The sequence below is a fragment of the Streptomyces sp. NPDC104096 genome, from assembly GCF_055584385.1.
This window is the reverse complement of record NZ_JBVJMD010000026.1, coordinates 98,302-114,391: the sequence shown is the minus strand read 5'-3', so window position 1 is coordinate 114,391 and position 16,090 is coordinate 98,302. Positions and strand designations below refer to the sequence as shown.

Genomic DNA, 16,090 nt, shown 5'->3' with positions numbered 1-16,090 from the left:
GCCGGCCGGACCGCGGCCGCGCCGGCCCCGCGTCGCGCGCGTCAGGGTTGCGTCAAAGACGACCCCTACCCCCCCTTCTCGTCCGTTCTGTCGACCCGGCCCGCCGTAAGGTCGACGCTGCGTACGCAGGCGGCACGGGAAGACAATGGGGCCATGGCACGCGGCAAGCTTCGGATCTATCTCGGTGCGGCACCGGGTGTCGGCAAGACGTACGCGATGCTGTCCGAGGCGCATCGGCGGGTGGAGCGCGGCACCGACTGCGTGGTGGGGTTCGTGGAGCATCACGGGCGGCCGCGCACCGAGGTGATGCTGCACGGCCTGGAGCTCGTCCCGCGCAGGGAGCTCGACCACCGGGACGCGGTCTTCACCGAGATGGACGTGGACGCGGTGCTCCGGCGCGCGCCCGCCGTCGCCCTGGTGGACGAACTGGCCCACACGAACGTCCCGGGCTCCCGCAACGCCAAGCGCTGGCAGGACGTCGAGGAACTGCTCGCCGCGGGCATCGACGTGGTCTCGACGGTGAACATCCAGCACCTGGAGTCGCTGGGCGACGTGGTGGAGTCCATCACGGGGGTGCGCCAGCGCGAGACCGTGCCGGACGAGGTGGTGCGCCGCGCCGACCAGATCGAGCTGGTCGACATGTCGCCGCAGGCGCTGCGCCGCCGGATGGCGCACGGCAACATCTACCAGCCGGACAAGGTCGACGCGGCCCTGTCGAACTACTTCCGGCCCGGGAACCTGACCGCGCTGCGCGAGCTGGCGCTGCTGTGGGTGGCGGACCGGGTCGACGAGTACCTCCAGCAGTACCGCAGCGAGCACCGGGTGTCGGCGATCTGGGGTTCGCGGGAGCGGATCGTGGTCGGTCTGACCGGTGGCCCGGAGGGCCGGACGCTGATCCGGCGGGCCGCCCGGCTGGCCGAGAAGGGCGCCGGCGGCGAGGTGCTGGCCGTCTACATAGCCCGCAGCGACGGGCTGACCTCGGCCTCGCCGAAGGAACTGACCGTCCAGCGGACCCTGGTCGAGGATCTGGGCGGCACCTTCCACCACGTGGTCGGCGACGACATACCGGCGGCCCTGCTGGCCTTCGCCCGCGGAGTCAACGCCACCCAGATCCTGCTCGGCGTCTCGCGGCGCAACAGCTGGCAGTACGTCTTCGGGCCGGGCGTGGGAGCGACCGTGGCCCGGGAGTCGGGGCCCGACCTCGACGTCCACCTGATCACCCATGGCGAGGCGGGCAAGGGGCGCGGGCTGCCGGCCGCCCGGGGCGCGCGGCTGGGGCGGGCGCGGATCAGCTGGGGCTGGTTCGTCGGCGTCGTGGGCCCGGTGGTCCTGGCGCTGCTGCTGAACACGGTGGATCTCGGCCTCGCCAACGACATGCTGCTGTTCCTGGCGCTGACGGTTGCGGCGGCCCTGCTCGGCGGACTGCTCCCGGCGCTCGGCGCGGCGGCCGTCGGATCGTTCCTGCTGAACTACTACTACACGCCCCCGCTGCACCGGATGACGATCGCCGATCCGAAGAACATCGTGGCCATCGCGATCTTCGTGGGGGTCGCGGTGTCGGTGGCCTCGGTCGTGGACCTCGCCGCCCGGCGCACGCACCAGGCGGCCCGGCTGCGGGTCGAGTCGGAGATCCTCTCCTTCCTCGCCGGTGACGTGCTGCGCGGCGAGACCAGCCTGGAGGCGCTGCTGGAGCGGGTGCGCGAGACCTTCGGCATGGAGTCGGCGGCGCTGCTGGAGCGCGAGAACGACGTGGCGCCGTGGACCTGCGCGGGAAGCGTGGGACTCGGCCGGCCGCTGGAACGGCCCGAGGACGCCGACGTGGACATGCCGGTCGGGGACCATATGGCGCTGGCGCTCACCGGGCGGGTCCTGCCCGCCGAGGACCGCCGTGTCCTGGCCGCGTTCGCGGCCCAGTCCGCCGTCGTCCTGGACCGGCGGCGGCTGCGGGAGGAGGCCGACCGGGCCCGCGCGCTGGCCGAGGGCAACCGCATCCGCACCGCGCTGCTGGCCGCCGTCAGCCACGACCTGCGCACCCCGCTCGCCGGGATCAAGGCGTCGGTGTCCTCCCTGCGTTCGGAGGACGTCGAGTGGTCCGAGGAGGACCGGGCCGAGCTGCTGGCGGGCATCGAGGAGGGCGCCGACCGCCTGGACCACCTGGTCGGCAACCTGCTCGACATGTCCCGCCTCCAGACCGGCACCGTCGCCTCGATCATCCGCGAGACGGACATCGACGAGGTCGTGCCGATGGCGCTCGGCGGCGTCCCCGAGGACAGCGTCGAGCTGGACGTCCCCGAGACCCTGCCCATGGCCGCGGTCGACGCCGGGCTGCTGGAGCGCGTGGTGGCCAACCTGGTCGAGAACGCGGTGAAGTACAGCCCGCAGGGCGCGCGCGTCCTGGTCGCCGCCAGCGCCATCGCGGACCGGGTCGAGGTGCGGGTGGTGGACCGCGGGCCGGGCGTCCCGGACGAGGCCAAGGAACGCATCTTCGAGCCCTTCCAGCGCTACGGCGACGCCCCGCGCGGCGCCGGGGTCGGCCTCGGCCTCGCGGTCGCGCGCGGCTTCGCCGAGGCGATGGGCGGCACGCTCGACGCCGAGGACACCCCCGGCGGCGGCCTCACCATGGTCCTCACCCTGCGCGCGGCCGGAGCGGGCCCCGAACCCGACCGGCCGGCAGAGGCCGTGCGACCGGCAGAGCCCGTGCAATCAGCGGAGCCCGTACAACCGGAAGAGCCCGTACAACCGGAAGAGCCCGTACAACCCCTACGGCCCGTACAACCGCAAAGGCAGGTCAGATGACCAGGGTGCTCGTGATCGACGACGAGCCGCAGATCGTCCGCGCCCTCGTGATCAACCTCAGGGCCCGCAAGTACGAGGTCGACGCGGCCTACGACGGTGCCACGGCGCTCCAGCTCGCCGCGGCCCGTCACCCGGACGTGGTGGTCCTCGACCTCGGTCTGCCCGACATGGACGGCGTCGAGGTGATCAAGGGGCTGCGCGGCTGGACCCGGGTGCCGATCCTGGTGCTGTCCGCGCGCCACTCCTCCGACGAGAAGGTCCAGGCGCTCGACGCGGGCGCCGACGACTACGTCACCAAGCCGTTCGGCATGGACGAGCTGCTGGCCCGGCTGCGGGCCGCCGTCCGCCGGGCCGAACCCGTCGGGGCCGACGAGGACGACGCGCTGGTGGAGACCGAGGGCTTCACCGTCGACCTGGTCGCCAAGAAGGTCAACCGGGACGGCAGGGACGTACGTCTGACGCCCACCGAGTGGCATCTGCTGGAGGTGCTGGTGCGCAACACCGGCCGGCTGGTCAGCCAGAAGCAGCTCCTCCAGGAGGTGTGGGGGCCCTCCTACGGGACCGAGACGAACTACCTTCGGGTGTACATGGCCCAGTTGCGCCGGAAGCTGGAGGCGGACCCCTCGCACCCGCGGCACTTCATCACGGAGGCGGGGATGGGATACCGGTTCGAGAAGTGAACCGGGGAACGGGACCGGTTCGGGCGTCGTCACCGCGGGTACGTTCTTGGCAGGGCACCCCGGTACGCTTCAGATATGAGTGCTGTTCCTCGTTCCGAGAAACCGGTGGGCCGGTTCCGGCGCATGCTCGACCGGCTCTCCACCTCACAGGAGGACCTGGAGTCCGAGGAGCTGCGGGAGGACGCCGAAACCGCCGGCTGCATCCGCATCGGTGACTGCCAGGACCGGCAGATCGTGACGGTTACTGGTACTTTGCGCACGGTCACCCTGCGGCCGCGAGCCGGAGTCCCGGCCCTGGAAGCCGAGTTGTTCGACGGCTCCGCGGCGCTGGACGTGGTGTGGCTCGGCAGGCGTTCCATCGTGGGGATCGAACCCGGGCGCAGGCTGATCGCGTCGGGCCGGATCTCGATGAGCCGGGGCCGGCGGGTGCTGTTCAACCCCAAGTACGAACTGAGACCCCTCGGACGGGAGTAGCCGGTGACGTCGCTCGACAAGCCGACCCAGGACACTCAGCAGGACGACGCCCGGGCGGTGACAGAAGCCGCGCTCTTCGAGGCGTTCGGCGGGGTGCGGGGCATGGTCGAGACGGTGCTGCCCGGCCTGCTCTTCGTCACCATCTTCACGATCAACAAGGACCTGCACTGGTCGGCCATCGCCGCGCTGGTCGTGTCGCTGGTCCTGGTCGTGGTCCGGCTGGTCATGAAGGACACCGTCAAGCACGCCTTCAGCGGTGTCTTCGGCGTCGCCTTCGGTGTCGTGTTCGCGATGATGACGGGCAATGCCAAGGACTTCTACCTCCCCGGCATGCTCTACACGCTGGGCCTGGCCCTTGCGTACATCATCACCACGCTGTGCGGTGTCCCGCTGATCGGCCTGATCCTCGGCCCGGTCTTCAAGGAGAACCTCTCCTGGCGGACCCGCAACCCCGGCCGCAAGAAGGCGTACGCCAAGGCCAGCTGGGCGTGGGGCCTGATCCTGCTCGCCAAGTGCGCGGTCCTCTTCCCGCTGTACTGGTGGGCGAACACCGCCCAGCTCGGCTGGGTGCTGGTCGCCCTGAAGATCCCGCCCTTCCTGCTGGCCGTCTGGCTCACCTGGGTCTTCCTGGCGAAGGCGCCGGCGCCGATCGACGTCTTCGCCGAGATGGAGGCGGAGGAGAAGGCCGAGGAGGAGCGCAAGGCCGCGCTCGCCGCCGAGGCCGCGGAACGCGGCGAGGCCACGGGCGGACGCCACCGCCGCTAGCCCGACGGCGTGAGTACGACGATGGGGGCGCCCGGAGATCTCCGGGCGCCCCCATCGTCGCGGACCCGAGGCGTTGATGCCCCGGCGCCGGCTCGACGTACCGTCGGCCGGCCCTAGCTCGACGAACCGTCGCGGCGGACCGACAGCAGGTCCTCCAGCTGCTCCTCGCGGGCCTGGGCGGCCACGAACAGCAGTTCGTCACCTGCCTCCAGCGAGTCCTCCTGGGTCGGGGTGAGGACGCGGTTCCCGCGGATGATGGTGACCAGCGAGGTGTCCTCCGGCCACTCCACATCGCCGACCTGGGTGCCGGCCAGGGCCGACTCCTCCGGCAGGGTCAGCTCGACGAGGTTGGCGTCGCCGTGGCTGAAGCGCAGCAGCCGGACCAGGTCGCCGACGCTCACCGCCTCCTCGACCAGGGCCGACATCAGGCGCGGGGTGGAGACGGCCACGTCAACACCCCATGACTCGTTGAAGAGCCATTCGTTCTTCGGGTTGTTGACGCGGGCGACCACCCGCGGCACGCCGTACTCCGTCTTCGCCAGCAGGGAGACGACCAGGTTGACCTTGTCGTCGCCCGTCGCGGCGATCACGACGTTGCAGCGCTGGAGCGCCGCCTCGTCCAGCGACGTGATCTCGCAGGCGTCGGCGAGCAGCCACTCCGCCTGCGGGACCCGCTCGACCGAGATGGCGGTCGGCGCCTTGTCCACGAGGAGGACCTCGTGGCCGTTCTCCAGCAGCTCGCCCGCGATCGAACGGCCGACCGCACCGGCACCGGCAATGGCGACCCTCATCGGTGACCGCCCTCCTTCGGACCCTCGGCGAACGCCGCCTCGACCTTCTCGACGTCGTCGGTGCGCATCATCACGTGCACCAGGTCGCCCTCCTGGAGCACGGTCAGCGAGGTAGGCACGATCGCCTCGCCGAGACGGGTCAGGAACGCCACCCGTACGCCCGTCTCCTCCTGGAGCTCGCTGATCCGGTGACCGACCCAGGAGCTGGAGGCGTGCACCTCGGCGAGCTGCACCCCGCCGGTGGGGTCGCGCCACAGCGGCTCCGCGCCGGACGGCAGCAGCCGGCGCAGCATCTGGTCGGCCGTCCAGCGGACGGTGGCGACCGTCGGAATGCCCAGGCGCTGGTAGACCTCGGCGCGCCGGGGGTCGTAGATACGGGCCGCGACGTTCTCGATGCCGAACATCTCGCGGGCCACGCGGGCCGCGATGATGTTCGAGTTGTCGCCGCTGGACACCGCGGCGAACGCGCCGGCCTCCTCGATGCCGGCCTCACGCAGGGTGTCCTGGTCGAAGCCGACGCCGGTGACCCGACGGCCGCCGAAAGAGGAGCCCAGTCGTCGGAAGGCGGTGGGGTCCTGGTCGATCACGGCGACCGTATGCCCCTGTTGCTCCAGGGTCTGCGCGAGAGCGGAACCCACTCTGCCGCAGCCCATGATGACGATGTGCACGACGTCCTTCCGAGGTCAAGGGTTGTTGACTATGGCTTGAACAGGGTCTCAGACCGTCGCCCAAGCTACACACGCGCGGTGCGCGCGGGGCACCCCCGTGCAGTCACTCCGCGGTCCTACCCCCGGTGTCGTCCGCGCAGTCATCGCATCGACGTCCGGGAGCGGTGGTCGGTGGCGGTCAGCGGCGGTCGGCGGCGCGTGATGCTGCGCACGCTGCGCAGGGTCAGGAATCCGAGGCCGACAAGGCTCGCGGCGGCGCCGATCAGCTCTGCGGTCGTGGACATGGAACCTCCGGAGGCGGCGACGGCAAGGGTCCAGACATCTAGGCACGCGGGCCGCGCCACCTGCGGAATCAGTGGCCCGTCGCGTCTGCGAGTTCACCCGTGAGGCATATATCGGGTGCCAGGTGGGCGAGTCTGTGTTCGAAGGCCTACGATGCTCTGTTGTGTCCAAACTGACCGACGTGCCCAAACGGATCCTGATCGGGCGCGCACTGCGCAGTGATCGGCTCGGGGAAACCCTGCTGCCGAAGCGCATCGCCCTCCCCGTCTTCGCCTCCGACCCGCTGTCCTCCGTCGCGTACGCGCCCGGAGAGGTACTGCTGGTCCTGTCCATCGCGGGCGTGTCGGCGTACCACTTCAGCCCCTGGATCGCCGTCGCGGTCGTCGTGCTGATGTTCACCGTGGTCGCCTCCTACCGTCAGAACGTCCACGCCTATCCCAGCGGCGGCGGCGACTACGAGGTGGCGACCACCAACCTCGGCCCCCGGGCGGGCCTCACGGTCGCCAGCGCGCTGCTCGTCGACTACGTCCTCACCGTCGCGGTGTCCATCGCCTCCGGCATCGAGAACCTCGGCTCCGCCGTCCCCTTCGTCGTCGAGCACAAGGTGTTCTGCGCGGTCGCCGTGATCGTGCTGCTGACGCTGATGAACCTGCGCGGCGTGAAGGAGTCGGGCACGCTCTTCGCGATCCCGACGTACGTGTTCGTCGCCGGCGTCTTCATCATGATCGCCTGGGGCGCCTTCCGAGGCCTGGTCCTCGGCGACACCATGAGCGCGCCGACCGCCGACTACCACATCAAGGCCGAGCACCAGGGCCTCGCGGGCTTCGCGCTCGTCTTCCTGCTGCTGCGCGCCTTCTCCTCCGGCTGTGCCGCGCTCACCGGCGTCGAGGCGATCTCCAACGGCGTCCCGGCCTTCCGCAAGCCCAAGTCGAAGAACGCGGCGACCACGCTGGCGATGATGGGTCTGCTCGCCGTCACCATGTTCTGCGGCATCATCGCGCTGGCCATGTCGACCAACGTCCGGATGGCCGAGAACCCGGCCACCGACCTGCTCCACAACGGCACCCCGGTCGGCTCCGGCTATGTACAGAACCCGGTGATCTCCCAGGTCGCCGAGGCCGTGTTCGGCAAGGGCAGCTTCCTGTTCGTCGTGCTGGCTGCGGCGACCGCCCTGGTGCTGTTCCTGGCCGCGAACACCGCCTACAACGGCTTCCCGCTGCTCGGCTCGATCCTCGCCCAGGACCGCTACCTCCCGCGCCAGCTGCACACCCGCGGCGACCGCCTGGCCTTCTCCAACGGCATCGTGCTGCTGGCCGGCGCGGCGAGCCTCCTGGTCGTCATCTACGGCGCCGACTCCACCCGGCTGATCCAGCTGTACATCGTCGGCGTGTTCGTGTCCTTCACGCTCAGCCAGATCGGCATGGTCCGGCACTGGAACCGCCACCTGGCCACCGAGCGGAACCCCGACGCACGCCGTCACATGCTCCGCTCGCGCGCCATCAACACCTTCGGCGCGTTCTTCACCGGCCTGGTCCTGGTCGTCGTCCTCGTCACCAAGTTCACGCACGGCGCCTGGGTCGCCCTGCTCGGCATGTGCATCTTCTTCGTGACGATGACGTCCATCCGCCGCCACTACGACCGGGTGGCCGAGGAGATCGCGGCCCCGGAGGGCCCGAGCGACGACAGTCTGCGGCCGTCCCGGGTGCACTCGGTCGTGCTGATCTCCAAGATCCACCGCCCCACCCTGCGCGCCCTGGCCTACGCCAAGCTGATGCGCTCCAACACCCTGGAGGCGCTCACCGTCAACGTCGACCCGACGGAGACCAAGGCGCTGCGCGAGGAGTGGGAGCGGCGCGGCATCGACGTACCGCTGAAGGTGCTCGACTCGCCGTACCGCGAGATCACGCGGCCGATCATCGAGTACGTCAAGGGCCTGCGCAAGGAGTCCCCGCGCGACGTGGTCTCCGTGATCATCCCCGAGTACGTGGTCGGCCACTGGTACGAGCACCTGCTGCACAACCAGAGCGCGCTGCGGCTCAAGGGCCGCCTGCTGTTCACGCCGGGCATCATGGTGACCTCGGTGCCCTACCAGCTGGAGTCCTCCGAGGCGGCCCGCAACCGGGCCCGCAAGCGGCAGGACTGGAACGCTCCGGGTGCGGTCCGGCGCGGTCCGGCGGAGGAGCGCCCGAAGGAGTCCACGACGGCCGAGAGCTGACCGGGCGGCCGGGCGACCGGTGTGCGCCTCGTGGTGAGCGGCCGGACGACACCCACGTAGACTGGTGGGCTGTTGTCCGGCCGTTCCTCTCTCGATGTTGTGGAGTCACCCCGCCATGCAGGCAGAACCGAAGAAGTCGCTGGTCGGGGCGGAGTACGAGGTCGAGGTCGGCCCCGTCGCCCACGGCGGTCACTGCATCGCCCGTACGTCCGAGGGCCAGGTGCTCTTCGTCCGGCACACGCTGCCCGGCGAACGGGTCCTGGCCCGGGTGACCGAGGGCGAGGAGGGCGCCCGCTTCCTGCGCGCGGACGCGGTCCAGGTGCTGGAGGCCTCCAAGGACCGCGTCGAGGCGCCCTGCCCCTACGCCGGCCCCGGCCGCTGCGGCGGCTGCGACTGGCAGCACGCCAAGCCCGGCGCCCAGCGGCGCCTCAAGGGCGAGGTGATCGCCGAGCAGCTCCAGCGGCTCGCGGGCCTCACCCCCGAGGAGGCCGGCTGGGACGGCACGGTGATGCCCGCCGAGGGCGACAAGCTGCCCGCCGGTGAGGTGCCGCAGTGGCGCACCCGCGTCCAGTACGCCGTGGACGCCGACGGCAACGCGGGACTGCGCCGCCACCGCTCGCACGAGGTCGAGCCGATCGAGCACTGCATGATCGCCGCGCCGGGCGTCAGCGAGCTCGGCATCGAGGAGCGCGACTGGTCCGGCATGGAGTCCGTGGACGCGATCGCCGCCACCGGCTCCCAGGACCGCATGGTGATCCTGGAGCCCCGCCCCGGCGCCCGTCTGCCCCTCGTCGAGCTCGACAAGCCGGTCTCCGTGATGCGGGTCGCCGAACAGGACGGCGGCATCCACCGCGTCCACGGCCGCGCGTTCGTGCGCGAGCGCGCCGACGGCCGCACCTACCGCGTCGGCAGCGGCGGCTTCTGGCAGGTCCACCCGATGGCCGCCGACACCCTCGTCAAGGCCGTCATGCAGGGCCTGCTGCCCCGCAAGGGCGAGATGGCCCTCGACCTGTACTGCGGCGTCGGCCTCTTCGCCGGCGCCCTCGCCGACCGCCTCGGCGAGACGGGCGCGGTCCTCGGCATCGAGTCCGGCAAGCGCGCGGTGGAGGACGCCCGGCACAACCTGTCCGGCTTCGACCGGGTCCGCATCGAACAGGGCAAGGTCGAGGCGGTCCTGCCGCGCACCGGCATCACCGAGGTCGACCTCATCGTCCTGGACCCGCCGCGAGCGGGCGCGGGCAGGAAGACGGTCGAGCACCTCTCCTCGCTGGGCGCCCGCCGCATCGCGTACGTGGCCTGCGACCCGGCGGCCCTGGCCCGCGACCTGGGGTACTTCCGCGACAACGGCTACAAGGTGCGCACACTGCGCGCGTTCGACCTGTTCCCGATGACGCACCACGTGGAGTGCGTGGCCATCCTTGAACCTGCGGCAAAGGGTTCCTGACCTGCAGTTTTGCGCGTGCGCATCAGACGCCGTCCCACTTGGTGAGTCTGCGGTGACGAACGAGGGTCGCGGCGATGACGGTGAAGGCGAGGAAGCGTTCCGGCTTGCGCTCGTAGCGGCGGTGGAGGCGTCGGCAGCCGGACGGCCAAGCCCTGGCTGTCCACGATGAGGTGGATTTTCGATCCCTTCTTGCCCCGGTCGGTCGGATTCGGTCCTGTCAGTTGTCCCCTTTGATGTCCCCTTTGATGTCCCCTTTGAGGGCCGGGACGCTGACGGAGTCGATCGCGCACCGCGGCCAGCCGAGCCCGCCCCGGACTGCCGCGAGATCACGCCAACCGAAATGGCGTCCGACTGGGCGTCAGCCGACTACGCCGAAGTCCTGACCGAAGAGGGTGCGGTAGTACGCGACTTTCGGTTCGCGCTCCGTCCAGATGCTGCCGGTGGGGGTCTCCGTTGTTGCGTTGTCGGACCAGCCGGTTGGTTCCGCTGCGCTCTTCGAGATGCACGACGAATGGATCGCCTTACCTCACCGCCATCTCCCCGAAGGGGATATGGGTGATATCTGCCGTAAATTCTCTTTTGGTTCCTCCGTGCCGCCCAACGCACGAAATGCAACCGCCAGTTGATCCCCGACGCCATGACGAGGGACACTGCCCGGCGGATGCGTGTTCCCGACCGCGTGGCACTCGCTTCGGTATCCTTCCGTGCAGGTCGTCAGAGGCCATTTACCCAAGGATTACTGGGCAGTTGACCTCAGGGTTTCGTGATAGCGTCCTTGTTCGGAGGGACAGTGCAACCTGAAAGGGAAATCGTGAACACGGAGAAGATCGCCGCTCGCCGCCTCTCGCTGGAAGAGGTGATGAAGCTCGGCGTGAGGGACAGGATCTTCGTTTCCGCCGACACGGCAGAACTCAAGCTTCCCGAGTGCTATGTCCCTGCTTTTCTGACCAAGTCCGGTGAGGATTTCGAGGGCGGCTCGATCACGGCGAGAACCGTATTCCAGGAAGAGGTCTCCCTCCTTCCCGACGACGAGAACGAAGCCGGAATCTACTTGGCCGACGAGAGCGGCTCGGTGACCATCGAGGTCCTCCAGTCCGCCGGCGTCGTGCTGGACCTGGCGCTCTTCGTCCCTGGTGGGGACAAGGGGGCCCTCACGGCCCTTTACGCTGCGGCCCGGCAGGCGTTCGGCGCCGACGTCGTGCAGATCTGGCGCCAGGGCCTCAAGGAGGTTCCCGACGTGAAGGTCGACATCTTCGAGGAGCAGATTCCCCGGGGGCGCAAGGGGAGCGACAGCCCCAAGCGTGACCGTCGCGCGATCGACACCTACCTCACCCGCGCGGACTTCATCGAGTTCTCCGCGGGGTGGAAGCCGGTCGTCGAGATTCACAAGCCGATTGTCGACGACACCCCGACCATCTGAGGCGGCGTTACCTCTCGGTCCCGTCCTCAGGGAACGCCGAGAACGCATACGCCGAACCCGATCGGCCCCCTGATCGGTCCAGGGAGCCGTCGGAAAACAAATCACGAACGCCGAACGCCGTTCCCCTCGATGACCTCGCGAGACAGCCCGCCTGACCAAGACCAAAGCCTGGAGTCATTCAGCGACGGCCCTCAGGGCTTCGGTGTAGTCGAGTGACGTCCACTTCGTGCTCAGGCGAGGCCGAGGAGCGTGAGGGGTCGGCGGGCGTCACGCGTATTGCGGCGACGGCCGGAGGCGATGTTCTTCGCGCGGAGGCACCGTTGGCGGCATGACGAACAAACCCGCCTGCTCACCGGACGTCCCGACCGCCGTTGCCGCGCCAGGCGGCGCCTTCGAGATGCGTTTCACCTCCACTCCGCGCGGCGCCCGTCCCGCCCGCAGGCCGGCCGGGACCTCCACCTGCGTCTGCACGTGACCGGACCCGCCCCTGCGGTGGTCCGGCTCGCAGAACTGTCGCCTGCGGCATCGCGGCGGACGTGGGCGAGCCGATCGCTGCCGGTCGAACTTCGCGGGCGTACGAAGAGGATCCCGACCATGGCGGCGACGGCCACCATGGCGAGGGCGGGCAGCCGCAGGGCGCCGATCGCCGAGACGACGCCGTACCGCCCGTCCGTGCGCACGCGCAGGCCGGGCCGCACCCCCGTGGGGCCGGGCCGGACAGCGCCGCGTGGACGGAGCCGGACGGTCGGAGAAGGCCCGCAGCTCCGTGCCCCGGCCGTCCGGGTACAGTTGCCGAAGGCGAGGGTGGCTCCTGCTGCCCCGCCCGTCGCCGTGTCGGGGCCGATGCCGCTCCCGGCGAAGTTCCGGTTCCGGCAGGAGAGAAGCGTGCGCGAGCCCTGGACGCCCCGCGCCGCCGCCTGCCCGCCGTGACGGCGCGCCCGCGGAACTGAGACCCGCGCACGCGTACGGCCATCCCGCGCGCGTACGGCTGTTCCGCACCCTCCTGGTCTTCCGGCTCCGCGTCACGGAGCCGCCCGCGGTGCGCCGCCCCGGCTCCACCGTGTCCTTCCGCCTGCCCCGGCCTGCTGCCGCACGGGGTGTGCCCGAGCACGACAGGTTCCGCCCCTCTTGTCTTCTGCCGCTTCTGCCGTCTCCGCCGTCTCCCCGGCCGCGCGCCTGCGCGGACTGAAGCCCGACTGGATCTCGGACCCGAAGGTCTGGCGTACCGAGGTCCTCGCCGGACTCGTCGTCGCACTGGCCCTGATCCCCGAGGCGATCTCCTTCTCGATCATCGCGGGGGTCGACCCGGCGATCGGCCTGTTCGCCTCGTTCACCATGGCCGTGACGATCGCGATCGTCGGCGGCCGGCGGGCGATGATCTCCGCCGCGACCGGTGCCGTGGCCCTGGTGATCGCACCGCTCAACCGGGAGCACGGCTTCGCGTACCTCGTCGCCGCCGTCATCCTGGCCGGCGTCTTCCAGGTCGTCCTGGGCGCCCTGGGGGTGGCGAAGCTGATGAGGTTCATCCCGCGCAGCGTGATGGTCGGCTTCGTCAATTCGCTCGCCGTCCTGATCTTCATGGCCCAGGTGCCGGAGATGTGGGACGTGCCCTGGCCGGTCTACCCGCTGATCCTCGGCGGCCTGGCGCTGATGGTGTTCTTCCCGAAGATCACCACCGTCGTCCCCGCCCCGCTCGTCTCGATCGTCGTCCTCACCGTGATCACGGTCGCGGCGGGCATCGCGGTGCCGACCGTGGGCGACAAGGGCGAACTGCCGTCCTCCCTGCCGGTCCCGGGCCTGCCGGACGTCCCGTTCACGATGGACACGCTGACGACGATCGCCCCGTACGCGTTCGCGATGGCGCTGGTCGGTCTGATGGAGTCGCTGATGACCGCCAAGCTGGTCGACGACATCACCGACACCCGCTCCGACAAGACGCGCGAGTCGATCGGGCAGGGCATCGCCAACATCGTCACCGGCTTCTTCGGCGGCATGGGCGGCTGCGCCATGATCGGTCAGACGATGATCAACGTGAAGGTCTCCGGCGCCCGTACGCGCCTGTCCACGTTCCTCGCCGGAGCCTTTCTGATGGTGCTGTGCATCGTCTTCGGACCGGTCGTCTCCGACATCCCCATGGCCGCCCTGGTCGCCGTCATGGTGATGGTGTCGTTCGCGACGTTCGACTGGCACTCCATCGCGCCGAAGACGCTGCGGCGCATGCCCGCCGGCGAGATCGCGGTCATGCTGATCACCGTCGCCTGCGTGGTCGCCACCCACAACCTGGCCGTCGGCGTCGTCGTCGGCTCCGTCACCGCCATGGTGGTCTTCGCCAAGCGCGTCGCCCACCTCGCCGAGGTCACCTCCGTGCTCGACCCGGACGGCACCACCGTGGTCTACCGGGTCACCGGCGAGCTGTTCTTCGCCTCCTCCAACGACCTCGTCGGCCGGTTCGCCTACGCCACCGACCCCGACAAGGTCGTCATCGACCTGAGCGCCGCCCACATCTGGGACGCCTCCTCCGTCGCCGCCCTCGACACCGTCGAGACCAAGTACGCCCAACGCGGCAAGACGGTCGAGATCACCGGCCTCAACACCTCCAGCGCAGACCTCCACGGCAGACTCAGCGGCGAACTGACGGTGGGGCACTGACGGTGGGGCACTGACGGACGGGACCGTCGGCGGCCGGCCGTCGGCGGAGCGGTCCGGTGCTTTCCCCGGGGCCGGCCGGGGGAGCGGCTGGGCGTGCCGCGTGCTTGGCTGGTCCGGTACTCGGACCGACCCCGCGCCCGCCACGGGAACAGGAACTGGAGACCGACGAAGATGACCGACCAGCGCAGTGTGAGCGTTCTGGGCACCGGGATCATGGGTGCCGCGATGGCCCGCAACCTGGCCCGTGCCGGACATTCCGTCCGGGTCTGGAACCGCAGCGGGGACAAGGCGGAACCGCTGGCCGCCGACGGCGCGTACGTCGCCGGTGACCCCGCCGAGGCGGTTCAGGGCACGGACGTCGTCCTGACCATGTTGTACGACGGCCCCGCGGCCCTGGACGTGATGCGCCGGGCGGCGCCCGCGCTGCGTCCCGGCACCGCCTGGGTGCAGGCCACCACCGCCGGCGTCGAGGCGATCGACGAGCTGGCCGCCTTCGCCCGCGAGCACGGCCTGCACTTCTACGACGCCCCCGTGCTGGGCACCCGCCAGCCCGCGGAGGCCGGGCAGCTGACCGTGCTGGCCGCCGGTCCGGCCGAGGCGCGGGACCTCGTGACGCCGGTGTTCGACGCCGTGGGCTCCCGCACGGTGTGGACCGGCGAGGACGGCGCGGCCGGCAGCGCCAGCAGGCTGAAGCTCGTCGCCAACAGCTGGGTCATCGCCGCCACCGCCGCGACCGGCGAGGTGCTGGCCCTGGCGGAGGGGATGGGGGTGGACCCGCAGAGCTTCTTCGAGCTGATCGAGGGCGGCCCGCTCGACATGGGTTATCTGCGCGCCAAGGCCCAACTCGTGCTGGAGGGGCGGCTGTCCCCGGCCTCCTTCGCGGTGACGACCGCGGCGAAGGACGCCCGGCTGATCGTCGAGGCCGGTGCGCGCCACGGTGTCCGGCTCGACGTCGCCGCCGCGAGCGCCGAGCGCCTGGAGCGCGCTGCCGCGCAGGGGCACGCCGACGAGGACATGGTCGCCGCCTACTTCGCGAGCTTCGACGAGAAGCCTTCCAGCTGAGCCGAGGGCCGACCGGCCGGCCGACCGGCCGAGCAGAACGGTCGAGCCGGACCCGAGTCCCGGCCGGAAAAATCCGTACTCATCTCCGACGACCTGGAACCCGGGTGCAAGGATGGGGCGGCATGACGGCGGGGTGGTGTTCGCGCACGGTACGGGCCGCGGTGTTCGCGGCCGTCTGCGTGCTGCTCGCCGCCCTGGGCCACGTCATGATGTCGGGCTCGTACGTGCCCGGCTGGGTGCTGGCCACCGCCGTGTTCGTGACCGGTGCCGTCGGCTGGTGTCTGACGGGCCGTGAGCGCGGGCTGCCGCTGGTCGTGACCGCCGTCGTCGCCGCTCAGACGGCACTGCACTCGGCGTTCGCCCTCGCCCAGTCGACGTCCGCGGACACGGCCGCCACCATGAACATGAACATGGATCACATGGACATGGACATGAGCATGGGTGGTATGGACATGCGGTCCATGTGGTCCATGGACCACATGAACTCCATGAACTCCATGGGCTCCATGGGCGATATGGATCGCGTGGGGCGATTCCCGGGTGGCGATGCCCTCATGAGCGATGGCTCGTCCTCGTACGGCATGCTCGTCGCCCACCTTCTGGCCGCCGTGCTGTGCGGGCTCTGGCTGGCGTACGGGGAGAAGGCCGCGTTCCGCATCCTGCGGACCGTGGCCGGTCGGCTCGCCGCGCCCCTGCGGCTGCTGCTCGCCCTGCCCGCCCCGGCGGACCGTCCGCGCCTCGGCGTGGGCCGTCCCCGCTCGGACCGGGCTCCCCGGCTTCTCCTTCTCGTCCACGCGATCACCTCCCGGGGGCCGCCCGCGGGGACCGCTGCCGCCTGACGGCA

Annotated in this window: 14 protein-coding genes and 1 pseudogene; 11 read left to right on the top strand and 4 right to left on the bottom strand. The window is 70.5% G+C overall.

All coding sequences use genetic code 11. The features are described 5' to 3' along the window. The first annotated feature begins 153 nt into the window (after positions 1-153). The 4 genes from ACZ60B_RS25135 to ACZ60B_RS25120 all read left to right on the top strand — a co-directional run bounded on the left by ACZ60B_RS25135 (position 154) and on the right by ACZ60B_RS25120 (position 4,715). Positions 154-2,796: a sensor histidine kinase gene (locus tag ACZ60B_RS25135; protein WP_469390560.1), complete on the top strand. Its 2,643-nt coding sequence runs from the start codon at positions 154-156 to the stop codon at positions 2,794-2,796. Further along, positions 2,793-3,476: a response regulator gene (locus tag ACZ60B_RS25130; protein ID WP_469390558.1), complete on the top strand. Its 684-nt coding sequence runs from the start codon at positions 2,793-2,795 to the stop codon at positions 3,474-3,476. Before ACZ60B_RS25135 ends, ACZ60B_RS25130 begins: the two co-directional genes overlap by 4 nt. A gap of 75 nt (positions 3,477-3,551) precedes the next feature. Beyond that, positions 3,552-3,950, top strand: a complete 399-nt coding sequence (locus ACZ60B_RS25125; protein WP_469390557.1) for an OB-fold nucleic acid binding domain-containing protein — start codon at positions 3,552-3,554, stop codon at positions 3,948-3,950. 3 nt (positions 3,951-3,953) lie between these two features. Continuing rightward, positions 3,954-4,715: a DUF3159 domain-containing protein gene (locus ACZ60B_RS25120; protein WP_162468444.1), complete on the top strand. Its 762-nt coding sequence runs from the start codon at positions 3,954-3,956 to the stop codon at positions 4,713-4,715. A gap of 113 nt (positions 4,716-4,828) precedes the next feature. Here the strand turns inward: ACZ60B_RS25120 and ACZ60B_RS25115 are convergent, their stop codons facing one another. The 3 genes from ACZ60B_RS25115 to ACZ60B_RS25105 all read right to left on the bottom strand — a co-directional run bounded on the left by ACZ60B_RS25115 (position 4,829) and on the right by ACZ60B_RS25105 (position 6,458). Beyond that, a complete protein-coding gene (locus tag ACZ60B_RS25115; RefSeq protein ID WP_469390556.1) occupies positions 4,829-5,506 on the bottom strand; it encodes a potassium channel family protein in 678 nt (225 codons plus the stop codon). Further along, positions 5,503-6,174 (bottom strand): NAD-binding protein, encoded by a 672-nt coding sequence (locus tag ACZ60B_RS25110; protein ID WP_162468443.1) that lies wholly within the window; start codon positions 6,172-6,174, stop codon positions 5,503-5,505. The genes ACZ60B_RS25115 and ACZ60B_RS25110 overlap by 4 nt, the downstream gene beginning before the upstream one ends. Before the next feature lie 140 nt (positions 6,175-6,314). After that, positions 6,315-6,458, bottom strand: a complete 144-nt coding sequence (locus ACZ60B_RS25105; RefSeq protein WP_469390555.1) for a hypothetical protein — start codon at positions 6,456-6,458, stop codon at positions 6,315-6,317. A 161-nt stretch (positions 6,459-6,619) separates the two neighbouring features. Here ACZ60B_RS25105 and ACZ60B_RS25100 point away from each other — a divergent pair, with 161 nt between their 5' ends. Next, positions 6,620-8,671: an APC family permease gene (locus ACZ60B_RS25100; RefSeq protein WP_469390554.1), complete on the top strand. Its 2,052-nt coding sequence runs from the start codon at positions 6,620-6,622 to the stop codon at positions 8,669-8,671. Positions 8,672-8,786: 115 nt separating this feature from the next. Beyond that, complete coding sequence (locus ACZ60B_RS25095) at positions 8,787-10,115, top strand: class I SAM-dependent RNA methyltransferase (protein ID WP_469390552.1); 1,329 nt, start codon at positions 8,787-8,789, stop codon at positions 10,113-10,115. A gap of 134 nt (positions 10,116-10,249) precedes the next feature. On the opposite strand, the pseudogene ACZ60B_RS25090 reads toward ACZ60B_RS25095, so the two are convergent. Next, positions 10,250-10,342: pseudogene (locus tag ACZ60B_RS25090) on the bottom strand (IS5/IS1182 family transposase); the annotation flags it as partial. A 584-nt stretch (positions 10,343-10,926) separates the two neighbouring features. On the opposite strand from ACZ60B_RS25090, the gene ACZ60B_RS25085 reads away from it, so the two are divergent. The 5 genes from ACZ60B_RS25085 to ACZ60B_RS25065 all read left to right on the top strand — a co-directional run bounded on the left by ACZ60B_RS25085 (position 10,927) and on the right by ACZ60B_RS25065 (position 16,085). After that, the gene (locus ACZ60B_RS25085; protein ID WP_469390550.1) at positions 10,927-11,535 is read left to right on the top strand and encodes a hypothetical protein; all 609 of its coding nucleotides are present in this window, start codon (positions 10,927-10,929) and stop codon (positions 11,533-11,535) included. A gap of 328 nt (positions 11,536-11,863) precedes the next feature. Continuing rightward, positions 11,864-12,010, top strand: a complete 147-nt coding sequence (locus ACZ60B_RS25080) for a hypothetical protein (RefSeq protein WP_469390548.1) — start codon at positions 11,864-11,866, stop codon at positions 12,008-12,010. A 653-nt stretch (positions 12,011-12,663) separates the two neighbouring features. Further along, positions 12,664-14,184, top strand: coding sequence for a SulP family inorganic anion transporter (locus ACZ60B_RS25075; RefSeq protein ID WP_469390546.1), 1,521 nt, complete (start codon positions 12,664-12,666; stop codon positions 14,182-14,184). Positions 14,185-14,355: 171 nt separating this feature from the next. Then, a complete protein-coding gene (locus tag ACZ60B_RS25070) occupies positions 14,356-15,246 on the top strand; it encodes an NAD(P)-dependent oxidoreductase (RefSeq protein ID WP_469390544.1) in 891 nt (296 codons plus the stop codon). Positions 15,247-15,368: 122 nt separating this feature from the next. Beyond that, on the top strand, positions 15,369-16,085 hold the full coding sequence (locus ACZ60B_RS25065) for a hypothetical protein (RefSeq protein WP_469390541.1): 717 nt from the start codon (positions 15,369-15,371) through the stop codon (positions 16,083-16,085). Positions 16,086-16,090 lie beyond the last annotated feature (5 nt).